This is a genomic window from Pseudomonas sp. LS1212 (assembly GCF_024741815.1).
Taxonomy (GTDB): domain Bacteria; phylum Pseudomonadota; class Gammaproteobacteria; order Pseudomonadales; family Pseudomonadaceae; genus Aquipseudomonas.
Window position 1 is genome coordinate 4508108 of the sequence record NZ_CP102951.1, and the last position, 21004, is coordinate 4529111.

The window sequence follows — 21004 nt, forward strand, 5'->3', positions numbered from 1 at the left end:
GATTCGTGGCCGGGGCGTTCTAATCCCTGCGTCCTTGCCGGATAATGGCTGACAGCCCGTACACACCGGCACGATCATGACCGAACTCTTGCTCACGCTTATCAGCGCCGCCCTGATCAACAATATCGTCCTGCATCTGCCGCTGGGTATCGACCCGTTGCTGCAATCGCCGGTCGACGCTGGTCGGGCGCAGGTGCATGCCCTGGGCATCGCGACGACGGCTCTGATGCTGCTCAGTGCCCTGCCCGGCCAGGCGATCCACCACTACCTGTTGGCGCCACTGGAGCTGTCCTACCTGCGCCTGTTTGTCTTTGTGCCCTTGTGTGTCCTGCTGATCACGCCTGTACTGGCCATGCTGTCGCGCTGGCTGCCAGCCTTGCCCTTTACCGGCCTGAAACCCTTGCTGATTACCAACGCCGCCATTCTCGGCCTGAGCCTGCTCAGCGCTGAAGCCGACAAGGGACTGCTTTACACGGCGGCCTTGAGCCTGGGCGCAGGGCTGGGCTTCTGGCTGGTCCTGAGCCTGTTCAGCGATTTGCGCCAGCGCGCCTGCAATGATGATGTGCCCTTGCCGTTTCGCGGCCTGCCGATCGAACTGATCAGCGCCGGTCTGATGGCCATGGCTTTTCTCGGCTTCAACGGACTGTTCAAACCATGAACCTGATCCAACGCATCGATGCGCTTCTGCCACAGACGCAATGTGGCAAATGCGGGCATCCGGGATGCAAACCCTACGCAACCGGCATTGCCAGCGGCGAACCGATCAACAAATGTCCGCCTGGCGGCCAGGAGACCCTTGCAGCCCTGGCACAGCTGCTGGAGGTGCCGCTGATCGAACTGGACACCAGCCGGGGCTCGGCACCCGCCCAGGTCGCTTATATCCGCGAAGCCGAATGCATCGGCTGCACCAAGTGCATCCAGGCGTGCCCAGTGGACGCGATCGTCGGCGCGGCCAAGTTGATGCACACCGTCATAGTCGAAGAATGCACCGGTTGCGACCTGTGCGTGGCGCCCTGCCCGGTCGACTGTATCGAGATGCGCCCCCTGCCCTCCAGCAATGTCGTACCGATCATTGGCGGGCTGGCCTTCACCAGCGACGAACAGCAGGCCAGGGCCGCGAAACGCGATCACGCTCGCCAACGCTTCGAACAACGCAACGCACGCCTCAAGCGCGAAGAAGAGCAGAAACAGGCCGAGCGACTATCTCGCGCCCAGCGTTCAGCACCCACTCAGGAACCTGCTCGGAATCCGGTCCAGGCGGCAATCGAACGGGTCAAGGCGCAAAACGCCGCGGCCGCCGACGCAGCGCTCAAGCAGGCGAAAATCGCCGTAGCCATGAGCCGGGCGCAATTGAACAAATCCATGAAGGCATTCGGCTCGCCGCCGACTGCCGAGCAACACCGGCGCCTGCAAGCCCTCCTGCACGAGTTCGAACAGGCCGAGCAGCAACTGGCCCGACTTCAAGCGCTCGAAATACCCGCTGAAAACACTCCACCCCCTGCGAGCGGTGACGCACTGGCTGACCTCAAGCGCGCCAAGATCCAGCTGGCACTGCGTCGTGCCGAACTGAGCAAGCTCGAACGTGACCCTGCAACTACCCCTGAGACACTGCAGGAAGCTCGGCAACGACTGACCGAGGCACAATGCCAGGTAGATGCACATGCCGTCCCTTGAAGCCACCAGCGGCCTTGACCCGGCCAATGAGCGCCTGCGCAAGGCCATGAGGCTCGTCCTGCTCGCCACGCTGCCGGGCCTGCTGGCAATGCTCTGGCTGTTTGGCTGGGGCACACTGTTCAATCTGCTGCTGGCTGCAGCCGGGGCCCTGGCGACCGAAGCAGCACTGCTGAAGTTGCGGCAAAGCCCTGTACTGGCCGACGTGAGCGATGGCAGCGCACTGGTCAGTGCCACCCTCCTTGCACTGGCGCTGCCGCCCTACACGCCCTGGTGGCTGACGTTGATCGCTTCGAGCGCCGCCATGGGCCTTGGCAAGCATGTCTATGGTGGCGTGGGCAAGAATCCCTTCAACCCGGCCATGCTGGGTTACGCCCTGGTGCTGCTGTCCTTCCCCCTGCAGATGACCCAATGGCCAGCGCCACACGCACTGGACCTGATGACCGGCCTGGAGCGAGTGTTCGGTTTCCATGGCGCCGGGCAACCGGATGCCTGGGCACAGGCCACGGCGCTCGATGCACTGCGTATCAACAAAAGCCTGACCATTGAAGAGCTGTTCTCGACCCATCCGGCCTTCGGCAATTACGGCGCCAAGGGTATCGAATGGGCCAACCTGGCCTTCCTTGCCGGCGGTCTGTTCTTGATGCAGCAGCGCGTGTTCAGCTGGCACGCTCCGGTTGCCATGCTGGGCAGCCTGTTCGTCATCAGCCTGCTGTGCTGGAATGGCTCGGGCTCGGATTCCAATGGTTCGCCGGTTTTCCACCTGCTGTCCGGGGCGACCATGCTCGGCGCCTTCTTCATCGTCACAGAGCCGGTGTCCGGCCCCAGGAGTCCACGAGCCCGCCTGCTGTTCGGTGCCGGGGTCGGGCTGCTGGTTTACCTGATCCGCACGTGGGGCAACTATCCCGATGGGGTGGCTTTCGCCGTGCTGCTGATGAACCTGACGGTACCCGCCCTCGATCGACTGGCCTCGGCCTCCCAGGAGGCCCGCGCATGAGCCGGCAACCGTCGCTGATCACCGGTTTGATGCTGCTGGCGTTGCTCTGCTGCGTGACCGTGGGCGCGACGCTTGCCTGGCAACACTATTGCGCACCACGAATCGCCAAGGCCGAACAAACCTTGAAAGCCCGGGCGCTACTGACCGTGCTGCCGGCCGATAGCTACGACAATCAGCCATTGGACACCCCCCTGCAACTCAAGGAACCGACGCTGACCAACAGCACCTTGATCACCGGCTACCTGGCCACCCTCGGCGGCAAGCCACGCGCCGTGGTCCTGCACAGCCGAACCAACGGCTACGATGGCCCTCTGGACCTCCTTATCGGCATTGGCAGCAACGGCCGGTTGCTTGGGGTCAAGGCCTTGCAGCACAACGAAACCCCAGGCCTGGGGGCAGGCATTGCCGAACCGGGCAATCCGCTGATGCAGGGTTTCGTCGACAAAGACCGCACCACGACACCTGATTCCGCCTGGGCATTGACCAGGGACAAGGGGCAGTTCGACCAGTTGGCCGGTGCCACCATTACCTCGCGAGCGGTGGTAAACGCCGTGCATGATGCCTTGCGCTATTTTGACGAGCATGCCGAGGTATTGAGGGGAGGGACGGTTCATGAATAAATCCTGGTCCTGGCTTGGCGTGCTCAGCCTCGCCCCCCTGCTGGGCGCCAGCCAGACGCTGGTGCAGGCCGCCAGCCTGTTGCTGGCGACCCTGGTGGTGGTTCTGCTCTACAGCCTGGCCATGCTGGCACTGCGTCGCTTCTTGCATCCGGCGCTGCGCGAAACCGCCAGCATCGTGCTTGCCGCGGCGATTGTCAGCTGTCTCGATTTGGGGCTACGCGCCTGGGCACTGGAGATCCATCAAGGGCTCGGGCTCTATCTTGCACTGATCGGCCTGAACTGCCTGCTGCTGGAGCGCAGCCTCTTTTCCGAGGCCAGCCGTTCATTCCCGGCGCTGCGGCTGATGGCCACCTATGGCGCGCTTGTGCTCACGCTTGGCCTGAGCCGCGAGCTCCTCGCCAGTGGCACCCTGAACCTGGACATGAGCCTCATCCGGGAGGCCTCGGGCCTGCGCCTGGCAACCTTGGCACCCGGCGGTTTCATTCTCCTGGGGTTGCTTGTCGCGGCCTGGCGGAGCCTGTCCGGCCGTACCACTCGTATTCGCAAGGAAACGCTTGCCCCATGAACGCCGCAAAACGCCTGGAAATCTTTCGCAGGCTTCACGAGGACAATCCCGAGCCCAAGACCGAGCTGGCCTATTCCTCACCCTTTGAATTACTGATTGCAGTAATCCTTTCGGCCCAGGCCACTGACGTTGGCGTCAACAAGGCCACGGCAAAACTGTTTCCAGTGGCCAATACGCCCGAGGCAATGTATGCCCTTGGCGTGGAGGGTTTGTCGCACTACATCAAGACCATTGGCTTGTACAACAGCAAGGCCAGGAACGTCATCGAGACGTGCCGCCTGTTGATCGAGCAACATGACAGCCAGGTACCACAAACCCGCGAGGCACTCGAAGCCCTGCCAGGTGTTGGCCGCAAAACTGCCAACGTGGTGCTCAACACCGCGTTCCGCCAGTTGACCATGGCGGTCGACACGCACATTTTCCGCGTCAGCAACCGTACCGGCATCGCCCCCGGCAAGACCGTTCTGGAAGTTGAAAAGGGACTGTTGAAGTTCGTACCCAAGCCTTTTTTGCTGGACGCCCATCATTGGCTGATCTTGCATGGGCGCTATGTCTGCCAGGCACGTAAACCGCGTTGTGGCAGTTGCCGCATTGAAGACCTGTGCGAATACAAACACAAAACCTCCGACGATTGATCGAACATTGAAAAAACTGATCAACCGATTGAAAAAATCTTTTTTACCCGCTCAGAAATTATCGCTATAAGGTGCGCCATGGCAGTCTTAGCCTGGAGTTGACTTATGAGCACCGATAAAGAGCAACTGGAAGAAGTTGACTTCGACGCAGTCGATGGTTCTGAGGACCCGGCGGAGTCCGTAGCAGAAGTAGCCAAGACCAACCTGAGCAAACGCCGCACTATCGATAACTTATTGGAAGAGCGCCGCCTGCAAAAACAACTGGCCGATTACGACTTCGACCTTTAGCCACCCCTGATTGTCTGTCAGGCATCCATCTCTCCTGGCAGACAACCCCCGACTTGGCTGCACCAAAGCCTCCACCGGAGGCTTTTTTGTTGGGTCGCAGCCAAAATGGGCCTGCGCTCAAACCAGCCCGTTACGCTGAGCCAGCTCAATAAGGTCGACCAGAGAGCGCGCGTTGAGCTTGAGCAACAAGCGCGTCTTGTAGGTGCTGACCGTCTTGTTGCTCAAAAACATTCCATCGGCGATTTCCTTGTTGGTTTTCCCTCTGGCCAATTGCTGCAGCACCATCATTTCCCTGCCTGACAATCGCTCGACCATATCGGCTTCGGTCGAGTTGCCCAGATTGGAGCGAACCGAATGCAGCGCCTGATTTGGAAAGTAACTGTAACCGGACAACACCGCCTTGATGGCACTCAGCAGTTCGGTAAGATCCTGTTGCTTGCAGACGTACCCGGCGGCGCCGGCCTGCATGCAACGCATGGAAAAATGCCCGGGGGCCTGTGATGTCAGCACCAGTACCTTCATGGGCGTATTGGTCGATGTCAGCCGCGCAATAACCTCCAACCCATCGAGCTTGGGAATTCCGATGTCGAGAATGACTATATCCGGAACATGCTCCCGAGCCAGTTGCAAGGCATCCACACCGTTGTCCGTCTCCGCTATGACTTCATAGCCATGGCGTTCCATCAGCATGCGTACAGCAAGGCGAATGACGGGATGATCATCCACGATCAGCACTTTATTCATGGGCAAATCCAATTCTTCGCTGTTCGAATTTTTAGAGCCCGCACAATAGCCTAGTCATTCGGATCTTTGCATTGCACTCTCCCCACGCATTTACAGGCAGAGACCCCGCCTACACCCAAGAGAGATATATCCTACAAAAATCCCTCACAACAGCAGCGCTCCAGTTCAATGGAATGACACTCTCGCATGAAGGAGTCATCAAGAGCGAAAAAATTACATTATAAAAATTCCAGAGCGAGGCCAGACCACTATCAGCGGCTTCCGTAAACCATGACAGAATCTTCTAAATCAATCAGAGGACTCAGACCAGGTAAAATCACCTTAGCAGCGCCATAACAAATTTCAACCGCATACAATTTCAAAAAATCTCGACACAGAAGCACACATCGATATTGCATTCCAGTTTCGCCGGCTACAGTTGCACATTGCGTATTACGCATGCTCTGCCGAATCATTTCCACTTGATAAAAAAACAAGCCCACTGCTATTTTTGTCACACGGCATTATCCGCTCCCTGTGTCTCATCTGATTTTTCCAGGCAACAAATAATCACCTCTAGCGACGGGAGGCAGACCCTACAGTAGCCAGACCGACTCTTTCATGCGGGACGCATTGCGCGAGTCCCACCATGACCCTTCAGGCTCTCACACATGAATCAACCGTCATCCCCAAGCAAGAACCCGCTCACGATCATTGCGATCTTTGCAGGCATCATCGAAGCGTCCGCCCTGGCATCGCTTCCCTTTCTCGATAACGACAGTCAGAATATCTATACCTGGTTCCTGGTAGGCTTTCCGCCCTTCCTGACCGCCCTGTTTTTCCTCACTTTGAACTTCAATTCAAAATCTTTATATTCGCCGTCCGATTTCGTCAACGAAGAAGATTTTCTAAAACTTAGGGAATCGTCTGCAAACCATGAAAAATCCGAGACTATCAGCGACAATATCACGCCATCAGAAAGTTCCAACCCCAGCATCCCAACTGCGCCACGCACACCCACAAGAAAGAAAAAACCGACAAAAAGCGACCTCTCCAAAGCCCCCTCTTCGACGTCTGCGGATGATAATACTTCCGGCCATCTAACCGTTCATTTAAAGTCCTCCTTCCGCACCCTTCACATTATTGACAGCAGAGTTCTGACAAAGAAAATATCGCTCCCCGACATCTTCCTGGCCGCGACACCTGATGGCTGTAACAATAATCCCGAGACAACGGAGTTACTGGCTATACTATTAACCAACACAAAAACCGAACCCTGTATTGATGCTTTTCTAATCGATGCACTTCGCTCCGAAAACAAAAAAAATGCACCCAGTCGCACGGTTGCCATTTACAACCTCGACACCCTCACTCTGACAACCCTGATCAGGCAAAATCCAGACAACAACCGTCATCCTCCCTGAGCTCGAGCTCGAGTTTCATTAAACGAAAAAAAACCCCGACCAATGGCCGAGGTTTTTTTTCAACTTGCCAACAGAATCAGAACAACTTGCGACCCTTGTTCGCAGCAATTCGCATGCGCAATGCATTGAGCTTGATGAAGCCCGCCGCGTCAGCCTGGTTGTAGGCGCCGCCGTCTTCTTCGAAGGTTGCGATGTTCGCATCGAACAGCGAGTCGTCCGACTTGCGGCCGGTGACGATCACATTGCCCTTGTACAGCTTCAGGCGCACGACGCCATTCACATTCGCCTGGGACGCATCGATCATTTGTTGCAGCATCAGACGCTCAGGGCTCCACCAGTAACCGGTGTAGATGAGGCTGGCGTACTTGGGCATCAGCTCGTCTTTGAGGTGAGCGACTTCGCGGTCCAGGGTAATCGATTCGATCGCACGGTGGGCGCGCAGCATGATGGTGCCGCCAGGGGTCTCGTAGCAGCCGCGCGACTTCATGCCGACGTAGCGGTTCTCGACGATGTCCAGGCGACCGATGCCGTGTTCGCCACCGATACGGTTCAGGGTCGCCAGCACGGTAGCCGGGGTCATTTCGACGCCGTCCAGTGCGACGATGTCGCCGTTGCGGTAGGTCAGTTCCAGATACTGCGGGGTGTCAGGAGCCTTCTCCGGGGAGACGGTCCAGCGCCACATGTCTTCTTCGTGCTCGGTCCAGGTATCTTCCAGCACACCGCCCTCGTAGGAGATGTGCAGCAGGTTGGCATCCATCGAGTACGGGGACTTCTTCTTGCCGTGACGCTCGATTGGAATACCGTGCTTCTCGGCGTAGTCCATCAGCTTCTCACGCGAGAGCAGGTCCCACTCGCGCCATGGCGCAATGACCTTGACCCCAGGCTTGAGCGCGTAGGCGCCCAGTTCGAACCGCACCTGGTCGTTGCCCTTGCCGGTCGCACCATGGGAAATGGCGTCGGCACCGGTTTCGTTGGCGATTTCGATCAGACGCTTGGCGATCAAGGGACGCGCGATGGAAGTACCCAGCAGGTACTCGCCTTCGTAGACGGTGTTGGCGCGGAACATCGGGAACACGAAGTCGCGTACGAATTCTTCGCGCAGATCGTCGATGTATATCTCTTTCACGCCCATGGCTTGCGCCTTGGCACGTGCTGGCTCTACTTCTTCGCCCTGCCCCAGGTCAGCGGTGAAGGTCACTACTTCACAGTTATAAGTGTCCTGCAGCCACTTGAGGATCACCGAAGTGTCCAGGCCGCCGGAATACGCCAGAACGACCTTGTTTACGTCCGCCATGCCATCACTCCACGGGGTTGTACGGAAAGCTGTCGATTCTACCGCTCTGGCCCTTGAAATTACAGTGGCGCGACAGCTAAAGACGATGAAGCGACAGTTATTGTCGAGAGCGCGACGGTTTATGCTGCTCAGGAAGCCGCCGCAGGTTCGCGGCATCGGCCTGTGGCGCGGGGGCTTCAACAGGTGCTACACGCTCAAGCAGGATGTTTACCCGGCGATTTCGCGAACGGTTGGCCGAGCTACTGTTGGGCGCAAGCGGGTAGCGTTCGCCATGAAAGCGCAGGGTAATCTGCTGCTCGGGTATTCCCTTGGCCTTCAGGTACTCCATGACCGCCAGCGCTCGACGGCGGGACAGGTCGCGATTGGTCAGGCGGTTGCCACTGTTGTCCGAGTGGCCGTTGAGCTCGATGTGATTGACGCTCGGGTCGGCCTTGATGAAATCCAGGATCACGTCGAGCCGCGCGCGCGCGTCGGTATCAAGCTCTACCCCGCCACCGGGAAAGCCGACCTGGGTCTTGCGGACCTGATCGTAATTCATCGGCAGCAGTTTGGCCGCGCAGGCCTGATAGTCTGCATAGGCGCGGGCGAATTTCACAGGGAGCAATCGAACTTCCGTGGGTTGACCGGCCTCGCCCGAATAGTTGCGCACGACCGTGCTGCGCCCGTCGAGCAGGCCATTGATCAGGCGACCGGCCTGGCCTTGCGAGCTGTTGAACAACACGCTGCCATGGCTGACGCGCACGGCCCCCAGATTGATATCGCCACGCCCGGGCTGCCAGGGTGCAGCGGCGGCGAGCAAGGTTGCCGATCCCGTGCCGAGCCTGTGGCTGGTGGACTTGAGCTGGAACGTCGCTTGTTCGCCGGCACGGCGCACGAACTCCCCCGAGCCGAAATCGGTGATCGGCTGAATCAACCTGCACTCGAACTGATCGCCCTCGACCTTCCACTCGATGCTTTCAAGACGCGTCTGGAAGGTAAGCGCCATTGCCGGCAGGCTGGCAAATACACTGAGCAAGGCTAGATAACGCTGGCGCACGGGAGGCTCCACTGATTCCTACGGCATACCCCGAGGTATCGGTCAGCAGTGGCAAAACTTGATAGCGGGTGCCCCGCAGTGTCTTTTCCGGTAGCATTCCCCGTGAGTTCGACCCGCCTGGAATCCCCAATGTCCGACCGCCTGACCCTCCTGCGTCCCGATGACTGGCACATCCATCTTCGTGATGGCGCCGTGCTGCCCCATACCGTCGCTGACGTTGCGCGCACTTTTGGCCGCGCAATCATCATGCCCAACCTGGTACCTCCGGTACGTAATGCAGATGAAGCCGACGCCTATCGCCAGCGCATCCTGGCTGCACGTCCGGCCGGCAGCCGCTTCGAACCCCTGATGGTGCTGTACCTGACCGACCGGACACAACCCGAAGAAATCCGCACGGCCAAGGCCAGTGGCTTTGTGCACGCCGCCAAGCTCTATCCGGCAGGCGCCACGACCAATTCGGACTCTGGCGTGACCAGCATCGACAAGATTTTCCCCGCGCTCGAAGCCATGGCCGAAGTGGGCATGCCCCTGTTGGTCCATGGCGAAGTGACCCGCGGCGAAGTCGACGTGTTCGATCGCGAGAAGCTGTTCATTGACGAGCACTTGAGCCGCGTCGTCGAACGCTTCCCGAGCCTGAAGGTCGTGTTCGAGCACATCACCACCGCCGATGCCGTGCAGTTCGTCAACGAAGCCTCGAGCAACGTCGGGGCGACCATCACCGCCCACCACCTGCTGTACAACCGCAACCACATGCTGGTTGGCGGGATTCGGCCGCACTTCTACTGCCTGCCGATTCTCAAGCGCAACACCCACCAGGTCTCCCTGCTCGACGCCGCTACCAGCGGCAGCTCGAAATTCTTCCTGGGCACCGATTCGGCGCCGCATGCCCAGCATGCCAAGGAAGCGGCCTGTGGCTGCGCCGGCTGCTATACCGCCTTTGCTGCCATCGAACTGTACGCCGAGGCTTTCGAACGACGTAACGCCCTGGACAAGCTCGAAGGCTTCGCCAGCTTGCACGGCCCGGCCTTCTACGGCCTGCCGAGCAACAGCGACAGCATCACCCTGGTTCGTGAAGAATGGACTGCCCCGACCGGCCTGCCGTTTGGCGAGCAGACCGTCATCCCGCTGCGCGCCGGTGAGAAACTGCGCTGGCGCCTGCTGGAGGAACATGCGTGAGTGAAGATCATTTCGACGACGACCAGGAAGGTCATGGCGGTGGCGGGTCGCGTCACCCCATGGCTGCGCGCTTTCGCGGCTACCTGCCGGTTGTCGTAGACGTCGAAACCGGCGGTTTCAACAGTGCCACCGACGCCTTGCTGGAAATCGCTGCCGTCACCATCGGCATGGATGAAAAAGGCTTTGTGTTCCCTGACCACACCTATTTCTTCCGGGTCGAGCCGTTCGAGGGCGCCAACATCGAACCGGCGGCACTGGAATTTACCGGGATCAAGCTCGATCACCCGCTGCGCATGGCCGTCAGCGAAGAAACAGCCTTGACCGATATCTTCCGTGGCGTGCGCAAGGCGTTGAAGGCCAATGGCTGCAAGCGGGCGATTCTGGTCGGGCACAACAGCAGCTTCGACCTGAACTTCCTCAATGCCGCCGTAGTGCGCACTGACATGAAGCGCAATCCGTTCCACCCCTTCTCCAGCTTCGATACCGCGACGCTGGCAGGGTTGGCCTACGGGCAAACAGTCCTGGCCAAGGCGTGCCAGACCGCCGATATCGACTTCGACGGGCGCGAAGCACACTCGGCACGCTACGACACCGAGAAAACCGCCGAGTTGTTCTGTGGCATCGTCAACCGCTGGAAAGAAATGGGCGGCTGGGAAGATTTCCACGATTAAGCGTTTGCTTGCTCCAAAAAAAAACCGGCCTCAAGGGCCGGTTTTTTTTATCTGAGGCTGTTATTACAGCTTGTCAGCATTGGCAGACAGGTAAGCGGCAACGCCTTCTGGCGATGCAGTCATGCCCGCGTCGCCTTTTTTCCAGTTGGCCGGGCAGACTTCGCCATGCTCTTCAACGAATTGCAGGGCGTCGACCAGACGCAGCAGCTCTTCCATGTTACGACCCAGTGGCAGGTCGTTGACGATTTGCGAGCGAACCACACCGTTGGTGTCGATCAGGAACGCGCCACGGAAGGCCACGCCGCCTTCGGACTCAACGTCGTAGGCCTTGCAGATTTCGTGGGAAATGTCGGCAGCCAGGGTGTACTTGACCTGACCGATGCCGCCGTTGTTGACCGGGGTGTTGCGCCAGGCGTTATGGGTGAAGTGCGAATCGATCGACACGCCGATCACTTCGACATTGCGCGCCTGGAAGTCAGGGATGCGGTTGTCCAGAGCGATCAGCTCGGACGGGCAGACGAAGGTGAAGTCCAGTGGGTAGAAGAACACCAGGCCGTACTTGCCTTTGATGGCCGAGGACAGGTTGAAATCCTCAACGATCTCGCCATTGCCGAGTACGGCAGCGACGGTGAAATCCGGGGCTTTTTTGCCTACGAGCACGCTCATTCGATATCTCCGATGGTGTGGAATAAAAACCGGCCCATGATACACCGCGATCGGCGCGAAGCGAGCATAGAAGGACGACGCAGCTCCTACAGGGAAATCGAGGCTAAAATATACAGGTCACCAGCCGCTCTATCTCGGGCGTCGCGCAAGTTGTTTTGACAAGCATTCTCATTAACATTAAGATCCTTCGCATTGAGCCCTTACCAACGATGGTTCTCACCTATGTATGTTTGTCTTTGTGTCGGCGTAACCGACGGCCACATCCGTGAAGCGATCTACGAGGGCTGCTGCAGCTACCGTGAGGTGCGTGCCGCCACCAATGTCGGCACCCAGTGCGGTAAATGTGCCTGCCTGGCCAAGCAAGTGGTGCGTGAAACCCTCACGAAACTGCAGGCGACACAGGCTTCTCTGCCCTTTCCTGCGGAATTTACAACCGCCTGAATTCCCCGTTTTGAAGAACCGGACTCGAGGTCCGGTTTTTTTATGCCCGCAATTCAATGGTTTAGCGTCAAAATGCGGAACTCAAACATTCTTATTCCGATTAATTTTCATTTAATATTCAATAACTTAGGTTTGACAGAGGAAGTTGTCAGGCCCAAACTCTTACTTATAGGCACATACTTAATAGGGCAGGACCCCATCATGAAAGGCGACATTAGCGTCATCCAGCATCTCAACAAGATCCTCGGAAACGAGCTGGTCGCAATCAATCAATACTTCCTGCACGCCCGGATGTATGAAGATTGGGGCCTGGATAAGCTTGGCAAGCACGAGTACAAGGAATCCATCGACGAGATGAAGCACGCTGACAAACTGATCAAGCGTATTCTTTTCCTCGAAGGCATTCCCAATGTCCAGGACCTGGGCAAATTGCTGATTGGTGAACACACCAAGGAAATGCTCGAGTGCGATCTGAAGATCGAACAGAAAGGCGTGGTCGACCTCAAGGCGGCCATCGCGCATTGCGAAACCGTTGGTGACTTCGGTAGCCGCGAACTGCTCGAAAACATCCTCGAGTCCGAGGAAGAGCACATTGACTGGCTGGAAACCCAACTGGACCTGATCGACAAGGTCAGCCTGGAAAACTACCTGCAATCGCAGATGGGTGAGTGATCGGAACCGATCAGTCGCTCAACAAAAAAGCCCCGCCTCTGTAGAGAGTGCGGGGCTTTTTTGTGTGCCCTTGAGGGCACTACATCAAGCTTCGGTCTTGCCAGCAGCAGCTTTCTCGGCAGCAGCCTTGATCAACGCCTGCAGCTCACCGTTGGCGAACATCTCAGTCATGATGTCGCTGCCGCCGACCAGCTCGCCACCTACCCACAGTTGCGGGAAAGTCGGCCAGTTGGCGTATTTAGGCAGGTTGGCGCGGATTTCCGGGTTCTGCAGGATGTCCACGTACGCGAACTTCTCGCCGCAGCCCATCACGGCCTGGGCCGCTTTTGCCGAAAAGCCGCACTGCGGGGCATTCGGTGAGCCTTTCATGTAAAGCAGAATGGTGTTGTTGGCAATCTGCTCTTTAATAGTTTCAATGATATCCATGAACCACCTCGGCTGAACTTTCCGACGCATATGTCGGCACGATGGCGCATTGTATCGGAAAGCCGAGCGCCATGCTCGGCCTTGGCGATAGACAAACGTCACAGCCGGTTCAAGCTGCGACCACCTGCACAGGCACGCCATTCAAAGCCGCGTTGCCGGAAACCGCATCGAAGTGGCGCTCATCGGTCAGGTCATTGGCACTGGCGCCGGGTTGACTGCGGGCGATCTCCATCTGCACCCCGGGGCGTGCATGCCCCCAGCCATGGGGCAGGCTGACCACGCCCGGCATCATGTCGGCACTGCCCACCACTTCCACCTCGATCGCCCCCACCCGTGAACTGACCCGTACCCGCTGGCCATCGTTCAGGCCACGGCTGTGCAGGTCGTCAGGGTGCATCAACAACTGGTGTCGCGGCTTGCCCTTCACCAGGCGATGGTAGTTATGCATCCACGAATTGTTGCTGCGCACATGCCGTCGTCCGATCAGCAGCAATTCGTCAACCTTGGGCAATTGCTGCGCAGCAAAGCGCTCCAGGTCGGCGAGAATGGCCTGAGGCGCTGCCTGGATCCTTTGCCCGGCTGTTTTCAAGCGTGGCCCAAGGTTGGGCTTCAGCGGCCCCAGATCGATGCCATGGGGGTGCTCGAATTGCTGTGGGTCATCAAGCCGTAGTTGTGAACGCTTGGATTACCCTGGTAGACCGCCACCGCATTGTGCCCATGACGCTGCTGGATTGCCCACAGCCGCTGCGCGACCAGGTCGAAGGCCTCTTGCCACCCGACCGGCTGCCATTCATTGCCGACTTTGAGCATCGGTTGGCGCAGGCGGTCCGGATCGTTCTGGATATCCTGCAAGGCAACGGCCTTGGGACAGATGTGCCCGCGGCTGAAGCTGTCGTCGGCATCACCCTTGATCGAGCTGATGCGCAGGGGCTCGCCTTCGGTTGCGGTGGTTTCAATGGTCAAGCCGCAAATGGCTTCACACAGGTGGCACGCACGGTGATGCAGCGTCTTGGTCATGGCCAGTCTCGTTCTTGTTTGGGGCGTGGGCCCAGGACACGAAAACACGACTATGGTGCCTGCCCGGCACCTGCGCCAGAGACGTTCGTTTCATGAATCGCCCAGCATCAGGAGAACCGATGGGGCATTGCCAGACAGCTTGAATTGCCAAAGCGACAAGCCTCAGTGTACAAATGTTCTTTTTAGCGGGCTGACGACGTGGCCCGAATGCTCGTGACACATCCGGTTTCGTCGCTGCTTCAACCCCTATTGGTAACACGCGACATTTAATTATAGTATTGCGTCTTCCCCCTATTTCGTCGCCCAGTGCGGCTTACGCCGCAGGTCTCACTCGTTTTCCCGAAAAACCTGTTATTGAGCATCTGCGGTCTGTTGCAAAAAGGTAGTTAATGATGAGCGCAAGGCACTTTCTCTCCCTGATGGATTGCACGCCCGAAGAGCTGGTCAGCGTGATTCGTCGAGGGATCGAGCTCAAAGACCTGCGTAACCGCGGCGTACTCTTCGAGCCCTTGAAAAACCGGGTACTGGGCATGATTTTCGAGAAGTCCTCGACCCGTACCCGCTTGTCGTTCGAGGCCGGCATGATTCAGCTCGGCGGCCAGGCGATCTTCCTCTCGCCACGCGACACCCAGCTGGGTCGCGGCGAGCCGATCGGCGACTGCGCCATCGTCATGTCGCGCATGCTCGATGCGGTGATGATCCGTACCTTCGCCCACAGCACCCTGACAGAATTTGCCGCCAACTCGCGCGTGCCGGTGATCAACGGCCTGTCCGATGACCTGCACCCCTGCCAGTTGCTCGCCGACATGCAGACCTTCCTCGAGCATCGCGGCTCGATCCAGGGCAAGACCGTTGCCTGGATCGGCGACGGCAATAACATGTGCAACAGCTACATCGAAGCGGCCATCCAGTTCGACTTCCAGCTGCGCATCGCCTGCCCGGAAGGCTATGAGCCCAATCCGGTGTTCGTCGCCCAGGCGGGAGACCGAGTCACCATCGTGCGCAACCCGAAAGAGGCAGTCGTTGGCGCCCATCTGGTCAGCACCGACGTCTGGACCTCCATGGGTCAGGAAGAAGAAACTGCCCGTCGCCTGGCATTGTTTGCGCCTTACCAGGTCAACCGCGCGCTGCTCGACCTGGCCGCCGATGACGTCCTGTTCATGCACTGCCTGCCCGCCCATCGCGGCGAGGAAATCAGCCTGGACCTGCTCGACGACCCGCGCTCGGTTGCCTGGGATCAAGCGGAAAACCGCCTGCATGCACAGAAGGCACTTCTCGAATTTCTTGTTGAACCGGCCTATCATCACGCATGAGTCAGCCCTTACTGCTTAACCTGCGCAATCTGGCCTGTGGCTATCAGGACCAACGCGTCGTACAGAACCTCAACCTTCACCTTAATGCAGGCGACATCGGTTGCCTGCTGGGCTCCTCAGGCTGCGGCAAGACCACCACGCTGCGCGCCATTGCCGGTTTCGAGCCGGTACACGAGGGTGAAATCCAGCTGGCCGGCGAAGTCATCTCCAGGGCCGGGTTTACCCTGGCGCCGGAGAAGCGTCGAATCGGCATGGTGTTTCAGGACTACGCCCTGTTCCCGCACCTGACCGTTGCCGAGAACATCGCCTTCGGCATCCGCAAGCACCCGCAACAAAATCGGGTGGTCGATGAAATGCTTGAGCTGGTCAACCTCAAGCGCCTGGGCAAGCGCTACCCCCATGAGCTGTCCGGGGGCCAGCAGCAACGGGTAGCCCTGGCCCGCGCCCTGGCACCCGAACCGCAATTGCTGCTGCTCGATGAGCCGTTTTCAAACCTGGACGTCGAGCTGCGCCGTCGTCTCAGCCATGAAGTTCGCGACATACTCAAGAGCCGTGGCACCAGCGCGATCCTGGTAACCCATGACCAGGAAGAAGCCTTCGCCGTCAGCGATCATGTGGGCGTGTTCAAGGAAGGTCGACTGGAGCAGTGGGATACACCCTACAACCTCTATCACGAACCGCTGACACCCTTCGTTGCCAGCTTTATCGGCCAGGGCTATTTCATCCGCGGTCAGTTGACCAGCCCCGAATCGGTCCAGACCGAACTCGGCGAGTTGAGCGGCAACCGTGCCTACACCTGGGCACCCGGCAGCGCAGTGGATGTGTTACTGCGTCCGGACGACATCGTCCATGCCCCGGACAGTACGCTGAAGGCCCTTATCGTCGGCAAGAGTTTCCTGGGCGCGGCGACGCTCTACCGCTTGCAACTGTCCACCGGCAGTCAACTGGAAGCGATTTTCCCGAGCCACATCGATCAGCTGCCCGGCAGCGAAGTCGGCATCCGGGTGGCGGCGGACCATCTCGTGCTGTTCCTGGCGCAAGGAAGTGTGGCCGCGCAGTTGCCGGCCAACGAAGTCGGCGTACGCCGCTACAGTTCCGCGACCTGACCAGCCGCTTGCAAGGGCGTTGCCGCAGCCTGCGTCAGCGCCCTGCCCCGCAGACTCAATCGAGCAACAGCTGCCCGCTGGCCACCCGCGTGGCGTAGCCGCCGATTTTCACCCGATCACCCTCCAGACGACAGAACAGTTCCCCACCCCGCGCCGAGCACTGGAAAGCACTCAATTGAGACTTGCCCAGCCGCTGCGACCAGTAGGGGATGAGACTGCAATGGGTCGAGCCCGTCACCGGGTCTTCCGGAATACCGATGGCCGGCGCAAAGTAGCGCGAGACAAAGTCATGCCCGGTGCCCGGCGCCGTCACAATCGCGCCCAGCCAGGGCAGCCTGGCCAGCGCAGCCATGTCAGGCTGGCAGTCGCGTACCGCCTGCTCCGAGGCCAGCACCACAAACAACTCGGTCGACCCCAGCACCTCGATGGCCTCCACCCCCAGGGCGCGCTCGACGGCCTGCCTGTCTGCAACCGGGCCGAGACCGATGGCTGGAAAATCGAGCCACAACTGCCCGTTACGGCGCGTCACGCCCAGCGCACCGGATTGACTGGTAAACGAGAGGGTATCTCCCGGCTCGCCATAGACCTCGAACAAAACATGCGCAGAGGCCAGCGTCGCGTGCCCGCACAAGGGGATTTCCACCGTCGGCGTAAACCAGCGGATATGCCAGCCCTGCCCCTCACGAACGATAAAGGCGGTTTCCGCCAGGTTATGCTCGGCAGCGATCTTCTGCATCAGCTCATCGGCGAGCCAACTGTCCAGGCGGTAGACCATCGCAGGGTTGCCGGCAAATGGGCGCTCGCTGAACGCATCGACCTGATGGAATTCAAGTTGCATGGCCTGATCTCTTTTCGGTGGGCAAAACCCAAGCATGCACTGCAAAGGCCCTGGGCAATAAGTGACAGATCAGGGCAATTTCAAGGATACAGAAGCCCTAGCTGCGGCCAATGTCGGCAAATTGTGCCTGGGTATGCTCGGCCAGCACCGTCGCCGGCAACTCCACTTCAAGCCCGCGCCGCCCGGCGCTGACAAAAATCGTGGGCAAGGGTTGCGCCGACTGATCGATAAAAGTGCGCAAGCGCTTCTTCTGCCCCAGCGGGCTGATACCACCCAACAGGTAACCCGTGGCCCGCTGGGCCGCCGCCGGGTCGGCCATCTCACACTTCTTGACCCCTGCCGCCTGGGCCAGCGCTTTCAAATCGAGCGTGCCGACCACCGGCACTACCGCGACCAGCAGCTCGTTTTTTTCACTGCTGGCCAGCAACGTCTTGAACACCTGCGCCGGGTCGAGCCCCAGCTTCTCGGCAGCCTCCAGGCCGTATGAGGCGGCCTTGGGATCATGCTCGTAACTGTGAATCCTGTGTTCGGCGCGAACCTTCTTCAACAAATCCAATGCGGGGGTCATTACGGGACTCCAGGCGGGGAACGGTACGGCAACAAGCCGAATACTTTAGCCGATTCATCTCGGAAATCCCTTTCCCAACACGCAGAAATCTCGGGCTGTACATCACCGCTACTGCATCGAGCAGTCAAATTGTGAACGGTGGTTCACTTTCGACCTTTGACATTAGCGTTTCTTGTCTATATTTTTTCGTTTCTGAATATTCAACGCGCCCAACAGGTGCGTTTACGTGCAGCACACCCGACGGAACGGGAAGATTCTGTCGGCTCACCCCAGAGCGCGCCTGGCGCCACACAACAACAAGAACCGAGGTCACCCATGACGACTGCACTGCAACAACCCACCCTTTCGAGCCAATGCATGGCCGAATTTCTCGGAACCGCTTTACTGATTTTCTTCGGCACGGGCTGCGTTGCCGCGCTCAAGGTCGCCGGTGCCAGCTTTGGCCTGTGGGAAATCAGCATCATCTGGGGGATCGGCGTCAGCATGGCGATCTACCTGACCGCAGGCATTTCCGGCGCGCACCTGAACCCGGCAGTGAGCATTGCCCTGTGCCTGTTCGCCGGCTTCGAGAAATACAAACTGCCGTTTTACATCGTCGCCCAGGTTGCCGGGGCCTTCTGTTCGGCTGCGTTGGTTTACACGCTCTACAGCAACCTGTTCTTCGATTACGAACAGACCCACAACCTGGTTCGCGGCACCCAGGCGAGCCTGGAACTGGCCTCGGTGTTCTCGACCTACGCGCACCCCGCCCTGTCCACGGGCCAGGCCTTTCTGGTGGAAGTCATCATTACCGCCGTGTTGATGAGCGTCATCCTGTCCCTGACCGACGACAACAATGGCCTGCCGCGTGGCGCCATGGCGCCCCTGCTGATCGGCCTGCTGATCGCTGTGATCGGCAGCGCCATGGGCCCGCTGACCGGCTTTGCGATGAACCCGGCGCGGGATTTCGGCCCCAAGCTGATGACCTTCCTGGCCGGATGGGGCGAAGTCGCCTTTACCGGTGGCCGCGATATTCCCTATTTCCTGATTCCGATTTTTGCGCCAATCATAGGTGCCTGCCTCGGCGCTGCGCTGTACCGCGGCCTGATTGCGCGAAACCTGCCCAACGCCACGAGCGTAACTGCGCAGACGGACGATAATTCTCAGGGAAAAGTCCGCGCATCCTGACGTCGGAACCGGCCCGGCGAACCCTCGGCGTTCGCCCTGCCGCTGCCCCTGATCACCCCCTTATTTTGTGCAAGGCCATCGACATGACAGACACACAGAACAAGAACTACATCATTGCCCTGGACCAGGGCACGACCAGTTCGCGGGCCATTATTTTCGATCGCGATGCCAACGTGGTCGGCACCGCCCAGCGCGAGTTCGCCCAGCACTATCCACAAGCAGGCTGGGTCGAGCACGACCCCATGGAAATTTTTGCCACCCAGAGCGCGACCATGGTCGAAGCCCTGGCACAGGCGGGCTTGAGCCACGATCAGGTAGCCGCCATCGGCATCACCAACCAGCGCGAAACCACCGTGGTCTGGGACAAGCTCAGCGGCCGGCCGATCTACAACGCCATCGTCTGGCAGTGCCGGCGCAGCACCGAAATCTGTGAACAGCTCAAGCGCGATGGCTTGCAGGACTACATCAGCGAAACCACGGGCCTGGTCACCGACCCATACTTCTCCGGGACCAAATTGAAGTGGATCCTCGACAATGTCGAAGGCAGCCGCGAACGCGCCCGGCGCGGTGAACTGTTGTTCGGCACCATCGACAGCTGGCTGATCTGGAAATTCTCCGGCGGCAAGACCCACGTCACCGACTACACCAATGCCTCGCGCACCATGCTCTTCAACATCCATACCCTGCAGTGGGATGAGAAGATGCTCCAGGTCCTGGATATCCCGCGCGAAATGCTGCCCGAGGTGCGCTCTTCGTCCGAAGTCTATGGCCATACCAAGAGCGGCATTGCCATTGCCGGTATCGCCGGCGATCAGCAGGCCGCACTGTTCGGCCAGATGTGCGTGGAACCTGGCCAGGCGAAAAATACCTACGGCACCGGCTGCTTCTTGCTGATGAACACCGGTGAAAAGGCAGTGAAGTCCGCCCACGGTATGCTCACCACCATCGCCTGCGGCCCTCGCGGCGAAGTGGCGTACGCCCTGGAAGGCGCCGTGTTCAACGGTGGTTCGACCGTTCAGTGGCTGCGCGATGAACTGAAAATCATCAACGACGCCCACGACACCGAATACTTCGCCAGCAAGGTCAAGGACAGCAACGGCGTCTACCTGGTACCGGCATTCACCGGGCTGGGCGCCCCTTACTGGGACCCCTATGCTCGCGGCGCACTCTTCGGCCTGACCCGTGGCGTGAAGGTCGATCACATCATCCGTGCGGCCCTGGAATCGATTGCCTACCAGACCCGCGACGTACTCGACGCCATGCAGCAGGACTCCGGCGAACGCCTCAGCGCCTTGCGCGTGGATGGCGGCGCGGTGGCCAACAACTTCCTCATGCAGTTCCAGGCCGACATCCTCGGCACCCGGGTCGAGCGCCCGCTAATGCGCGAAACCACGGCACTGGGCGCCGCCTACCTGGCGGGCCTGGCCTGCGGTTTCTGGAGCAGCCTGGACGAGCTGCGCGGCAAGGCGGTCATCGAGCGCGAGTTCAGCCCGCAGCTGGATAATGAACAGAAGGAAAAGCTCTATGCCGGCTGGCTGAAAGCCGTCGATCGAACCCGCGACTGGGAACCGCACGAGGAGAGTTGATAGCCAGGTAGAACCTGCGACCGTTTCACGGTCGAGCGCAGCCTGCGGCAGCGGCTACATGTGATCGGCATTACAGGATCGCTGTAGCCGCTGCCGCAGGCTGC

At 59.3% G+C, this 21004-nt stretch carries 24 protein-coding genes and 1 pseudogene; 16 read left to right on the plus strand and 9 right to left on the minus strand.

Annotated features, from left to right (window positions below; translation table 11 throughout):
* Nucleotides 1-76 precede the first annotated feature (76 nt).
* From NVV94_RS20980 to NVV94_RS21010, 7 genes are all read left to right on the plus strand, one after another.
* Entirely contained in the window at nucleotides 77-658 is a 582-nt protein-coding gene (locus tag NVV94_RS20980) for an electron transport complex protein RnfA (RefSeq protein WP_258444276.1), read from the plus strand.
* Nucleotides 655-1674 (plus strand): electron transport complex subunit RsxB, encoded by a 1020-nt coding sequence (rsxB, locus tag NVV94_RS20985; protein WP_258444277.1) that lies wholly within the window; start codon nucleotides 655-657, stop codon nucleotides 1672-1674. Before NVV94_RS20980 ends, rsxB begins: the two co-directional genes overlap by 4 nt.
* Nucleotides 1661-2668 carry an RnfABCDGE type electron transport complex subunit D gene (locus NVV94_RS20990; RefSeq protein ID WP_258444278.1) on the plus strand — a complete coding sequence of 336 codons (1008 nt, stop codon included), beginning with the start codon at nucleotides 1661-1663 and terminating at the stop codon, nucleotides 2666-2668. Before rsxB ends, NVV94_RS20990 begins: the two co-directional genes overlap by 14 nt.
* Nucleotides 2665-3288, plus strand: a complete 624-nt coding sequence (locus tag NVV94_RS20995; protein ID WP_258444279.1) for an RnfABCDGE type electron transport complex subunit G — start codon at nucleotides 2665-2667, stop codon at nucleotides 3286-3288. The genes NVV94_RS20990 and NVV94_RS20995 overlap by 4 nt, the downstream gene beginning before the upstream one ends.
* Nucleotides 3281-3853: an Rnf-Nqr domain containing protein gene (locus NVV94_RS21000; protein WP_258444280.1), complete on the plus strand. Its 573-nt coding sequence runs from the start codon at nucleotides 3281-3283 to the stop codon at nucleotides 3851-3853. The genes NVV94_RS20995 and NVV94_RS21000 overlap by 8 nt, the downstream gene beginning before the upstream one ends.
* Nucleotides 3850-4488, plus strand: a complete 639-nt coding sequence (gene nth / locus NVV94_RS21005) for an endonuclease III (RefSeq protein WP_258444281.1) — start codon at nucleotides 3850-3852, stop codon at nucleotides 4486-4488. Before NVV94_RS21000 ends, nth begins: the two co-directional genes overlap by 4 nt.
* 105 nt (nucleotides 4489-4593) lie before the next feature.
* Nucleotides 4594-4776 carry a PA3496 family putative envelope integrity protein gene (locus NVV94_RS21010; RefSeq protein ID WP_258444282.1) on the plus strand — a complete coding sequence of 61 codons (183 nt, stop codon included), beginning with the start codon at nucleotides 4594-4596 and terminating at the stop codon, nucleotides 4774-4776.
* 117 nt (nucleotides 4777-4893) lie between these two features.
* Here NVV94_RS21010 and NVV94_RS21015 read toward each other — a convergent pair whose 3' ends face one another.
* Complete coding sequence (locus tag NVV94_RS21015; RefSeq protein WP_258444283.1) at nucleotides 4894-5520, minus strand: response regulator transcription factor; 627 nt, start codon at nucleotides 5518-5520, stop codon at nucleotides 4894-4896.
* A gap of 251 nt (nucleotides 5521-5771) precedes the next feature.
* Nucleotides 5772-6017 (minus strand): hypothetical protein, encoded by a 246-nt coding sequence (locus tag NVV94_RS21020; protein ID WP_258444284.1) that lies wholly within the window; start codon nucleotides 6015-6017, stop codon nucleotides 5772-5774.
* Nucleotides 6018-6170: 153 nt separating this feature from the next.
* Here NVV94_RS21020 and NVV94_RS21025 point away from each other — a divergent pair, with 153 nt between their 5' ends.
* Nucleotides 6171-6923, plus strand: coding sequence for a hypothetical protein (locus NVV94_RS21025; protein ID WP_258444285.1), 753 nt, complete (start codon nucleotides 6171-6173; stop codon nucleotides 6921-6923).
* A gap of 76 nt (nucleotides 6924-6999) precedes the next feature.
* Here the strand turns inward: NVV94_RS21025 and NVV94_RS21030 are convergent, their stop codons facing one another.
* Together NVV94_RS21030 and NVV94_RS21035 are read right to left on the minus strand one after the other, a co-directional pair.
* A complete protein-coding gene (locus NVV94_RS21030; protein ID WP_258444286.1) occupies nucleotides 7000-8217 on the minus strand; it encodes an argininosuccinate synthase in 1218 nt (405 codons plus the stop codon).
* Nucleotides 8218-8314: 97 nt separating this feature from the next.
* Complete coding sequence (locus NVV94_RS21035) at nucleotides 8315-9253, minus strand: OmpA family protein (protein WP_258444287.1); 939 nt, start codon at nucleotides 9251-9253, stop codon at nucleotides 8315-8317.
* 129 nt (nucleotides 9254-9382) lie between these two features.
* Between NVV94_RS21035 and pyrC the strand changes: the two genes are divergently transcribed.
* Together pyrC and rnt are read left to right on the plus strand one after the other, a co-directional pair.
* The gene (pyrC, locus tag NVV94_RS21040) at nucleotides 9383-10429 is read left to right on the plus strand and encodes a dihydroorotase (RefSeq protein WP_258444288.1); all 1047 of its coding nucleotides are present in this window, start codon (nucleotides 9383-9385) and stop codon (nucleotides 10427-10429) included.
* Nucleotides 10426-11100, plus strand: coding sequence for a ribonuclease T (gene rnt / locus NVV94_RS21045; protein WP_258444289.1), 675 nt, complete (start codon nucleotides 10426-10428; stop codon nucleotides 11098-11100). The genes pyrC and rnt overlap by 4 nt, the downstream gene beginning before the upstream one ends.
* 63 nt (nucleotides 11101-11163) lie before the next feature.
* Here the strand turns inward: rnt and NVV94_RS21050 are convergent, their stop codons facing one another.
* Nucleotides 11164-11766, minus strand: coding sequence for a peroxiredoxin (locus tag NVV94_RS21050; protein ID WP_258444290.1), 603 nt, complete (start codon nucleotides 11764-11766; stop codon nucleotides 11164-11166).
* Between the two features lie 222 nt (nucleotides 11767-11988).
* Here NVV94_RS21050 and NVV94_RS21055 point away from each other — a divergent pair, with 222 nt between their 5' ends.
* Both NVV94_RS21055 and bfr read left to right on the plus strand, forming a co-directional pair.
* Nucleotides 11989-12207 carry a bacterioferritin-associated ferredoxin gene (locus NVV94_RS21055; RefSeq protein WP_258444291.1) on the plus strand — a complete coding sequence of 73 codons (219 nt, stop codon included), beginning with the start codon at nucleotides 11989-11991 and terminating at the stop codon, nucleotides 12205-12207.
* A gap of 201 nt (nucleotides 12208-12408) precedes the next feature.
* On the plus strand, nucleotides 12409-12879 hold the full coding sequence (bfr, locus tag NVV94_RS21060) for a bacterioferritin (RefSeq protein WP_258444292.1): 471 nt from the start codon (nucleotides 12409-12411) through the stop codon (nucleotides 12877-12879).
* 84 nt (nucleotides 12880-12963) lie between these two features.
* Here the strand turns inward: bfr and grxD are convergent, their stop codons facing one another.
* Together grxD and NVV94_RS21070 are read right to left on the minus strand one after the other, a co-directional pair.
* A complete protein-coding gene (grxD, locus tag NVV94_RS21065; protein ID WP_258444293.1) occupies nucleotides 12964-13305 on the minus strand; it encodes a Grx4 family monothiol glutaredoxin in 342 nt (113 codons plus the stop codon).
* Between the two features lie 109 nt (nucleotides 13306-13414).
* Nucleotides 13415-14322: pseudogene (locus tag NVV94_RS21070) on the minus strand (molybdopterin oxidoreductase family protein).
* A gap of 392 nt (nucleotides 14323-14714) precedes the next feature.
* Between NVV94_RS21070 and argF the strand changes: the two are divergent.
* Together argF and NVV94_RS21080 are read left to right on the plus strand one after the other, a co-directional pair.
* Nucleotides 14715-15635, plus strand: coding sequence for an ornithine carbamoyltransferase (gene argF, locus NVV94_RS21075; protein ID WP_258447767.1), 921 nt, complete (start codon nucleotides 14715-14717; stop codon nucleotides 15633-15635).
* Nucleotides 15632-16741: an ABC transporter ATP-binding protein gene (locus tag NVV94_RS21080; RefSeq protein WP_258444294.1), complete on the plus strand. Its 1110-nt coding sequence runs from the start codon at nucleotides 15632-15634 to the stop codon at nucleotides 16739-16741. The genes argF and NVV94_RS21080 overlap by 4 nt, the downstream gene beginning before the upstream one ends.
* A 55-nt stretch (nucleotides 16742-16796) precedes the next feature.
* Here NVV94_RS21080 and NVV94_RS21085 read toward each other — a convergent pair whose 3' ends face one another.
* Together NVV94_RS21085 and ybaK are read right to left on the minus strand one after the other, a co-directional pair.
* Nucleotides 16797-17579, minus strand: coding sequence for a PhzF family phenazine biosynthesis protein (locus NVV94_RS21085; RefSeq protein ID WP_258444295.1), 783 nt, complete (start codon nucleotides 17577-17579; stop codon nucleotides 16797-16799).
* A 97-nt stretch (nucleotides 17580-17676) separates the two neighbouring features.
* On the minus strand, nucleotides 17677-18147 hold the full coding sequence (gene ybaK, locus NVV94_RS21090; protein ID WP_258444296.1) for a Cys-tRNA(Pro) deacylase: 471 nt from the start codon (nucleotides 18145-18147) through the stop codon (nucleotides 17677-17679).
* 315 nt (nucleotides 18148-18462) lie between these two features.
* Here ybaK and NVV94_RS21095 point away from each other — a divergent pair, with 315 nt between their 5' ends.
* Nucleotides 18463-19314, plus strand: a complete 852-nt coding sequence (locus tag NVV94_RS21095; protein WP_258444297.1) for an MIP/aquaporin family protein — start codon at nucleotides 18463-18465, stop codon at nucleotides 19312-19314.
* A gap of 83 nt (nucleotides 19315-19397) precedes the next feature.
* Nucleotides 19398-20900 carry a glycerol kinase GlpK gene (gene glpK / locus NVV94_RS21100; protein ID WP_258444298.1) on the plus strand — a complete coding sequence of 501 codons (1503 nt, stop codon included), beginning with the start codon at nucleotides 19398-19400 and terminating at the stop codon, nucleotides 20898-20900.
* The last annotated feature ends 104 nt before the right edge of the window (nucleotides 20901-21004 follow it).

Bases quoted from the DNA above. Each gene is read 5' to 3' on its own strand.
- NVV94_RS21085 (WP_258444295.1), bottom strand. From the start codon at position 17,579: ATGCAACTTGAATTCCATCAGGTCGATGCGTTCAGCGAGCGCCCATTT.
- glpK (WP_258444298.1), top strand. From the start codon at position 19,398: ATGACAGACACACAGAACAAGAACTACATCATTGCCCTGGACCAGGGC.
- rsxB (WP_258444277.1), top strand. From the start codon at position 655: ATGAACCTGATCCAACGCATCGATGCGCTTCTGCCACAGACGCAATGT.
- bfr (WP_258444292.1), top strand. From the start codon at position 12,409: ATGAAAGGCGACATTAGCGTCATCCAGCATCTCAACAAGATCCTCGGA.
- NVV94_RS21050 (WP_258444290.1), bottom strand. From the start codon at position 11,766: ATGAGCGTGCTCGTAGGCAAAAAAGCCCCGGATTTCACCGTCGCTGCC.
- pyrC (WP_258444288.1), top strand. From the start codon at position 9,383: ATGTCCGACCGCCTGACCCTCCTGCGTCCCGATGACTGGCACATCCAT.
- ybaK (WP_258444296.1), bottom strand. From the start codon at position 18,147: ATGACCCCCGCATTGGATTTGTTGAAGAAGGTTCGCGCCGAACACAGG.
- NVV94_RS20995 (WP_258444279.1), top strand. From the start codon at position 2,665: ATGAGCCGGCAACCGTCGCTGATCACCGGTTTGATGCTGCTGGCGTTG.
- NVV94_RS21080 (WP_258444294.1), top strand. From the start codon at position 15,632: ATGAGTCAGCCCTTACTGCTTAACCTGCGCAATCTGGCCTGTGGCTAT.
- NVV94_RS20990 (WP_258444278.1), top strand. From the start codon at position 1,661: ATGCCGTCCCTTGAAGCCACCAGCGGCCTTGACCCGGCCAATGAGCGC.
- NVV94_RS21055 (WP_258444291.1), top strand. From the start codon at position 11,989: ATGTATGTTTGTCTTTGTGTCGGCGTAACCGACGGCCACATCCGTGAA.
- NVV94_RS21030 (WP_258444286.1), bottom strand. From the start codon at position 8,217: ATGGCGGACGTAAACAAGGTCGTTCTGGCGTATTCCGGCGGCCTGGAC.
- NVV94_RS21010 (WP_258444282.1), top strand. From the start codon at position 4,594: ATGAGCACCGATAAAGAGCAACTGGAAGAAGTTGACTTCGACGCAGTC.
- grxD (WP_258444293.1), bottom strand. From the start codon at position 13,305: ATGGATATCATTGAAACTATTAAAGAGCAGATTGCCAACAACACCATT.
- NVV94_RS21015 (WP_258444283.1), bottom strand. From the start codon at position 5,520: ATGAATAAAGTGCTGATCGTGGATGATCATCCCGTCATTCGCCTTGCT.
- nth (WP_258444281.1), top strand. From the start codon at position 3,850: ATGAACGCCGCAAAACGCCTGGAAATCTTTCGCAGGCTTCACGAGGAC.
- NVV94_RS21025 (WP_258444285.1), top strand. From the start codon at position 6,171: ATGAATCAACCGTCATCCCCAAGCAAGAACCCGCTCACGATCATTGCG.
- NVV94_RS20980 (WP_258444276.1), top strand. From the start codon at position 77: ATGACCGAACTCTTGCTCACGCTTATCAGCGCCGCCCTGATCAACAAT.
- NVV94_RS21095 (WP_258444297.1), top strand. From the start codon at position 18,463: ATGACGACTGCACTGCAACAACCCACCCTTTCGAGCCAATGCATGGCC.
- argF (WP_258447767.1), top strand. From the start codon at position 14,715: ATGAGCGCAAGGCACTTTCTCTCCCTGATGGATTGCACGCCCGAAGAG.
- NVV94_RS21000 (WP_258444280.1), top strand. From the start codon at position 3,281: ATGAATAAATCCTGGTCCTGGCTTGGCGTGCTCAGCCTCGCCCCCCTG.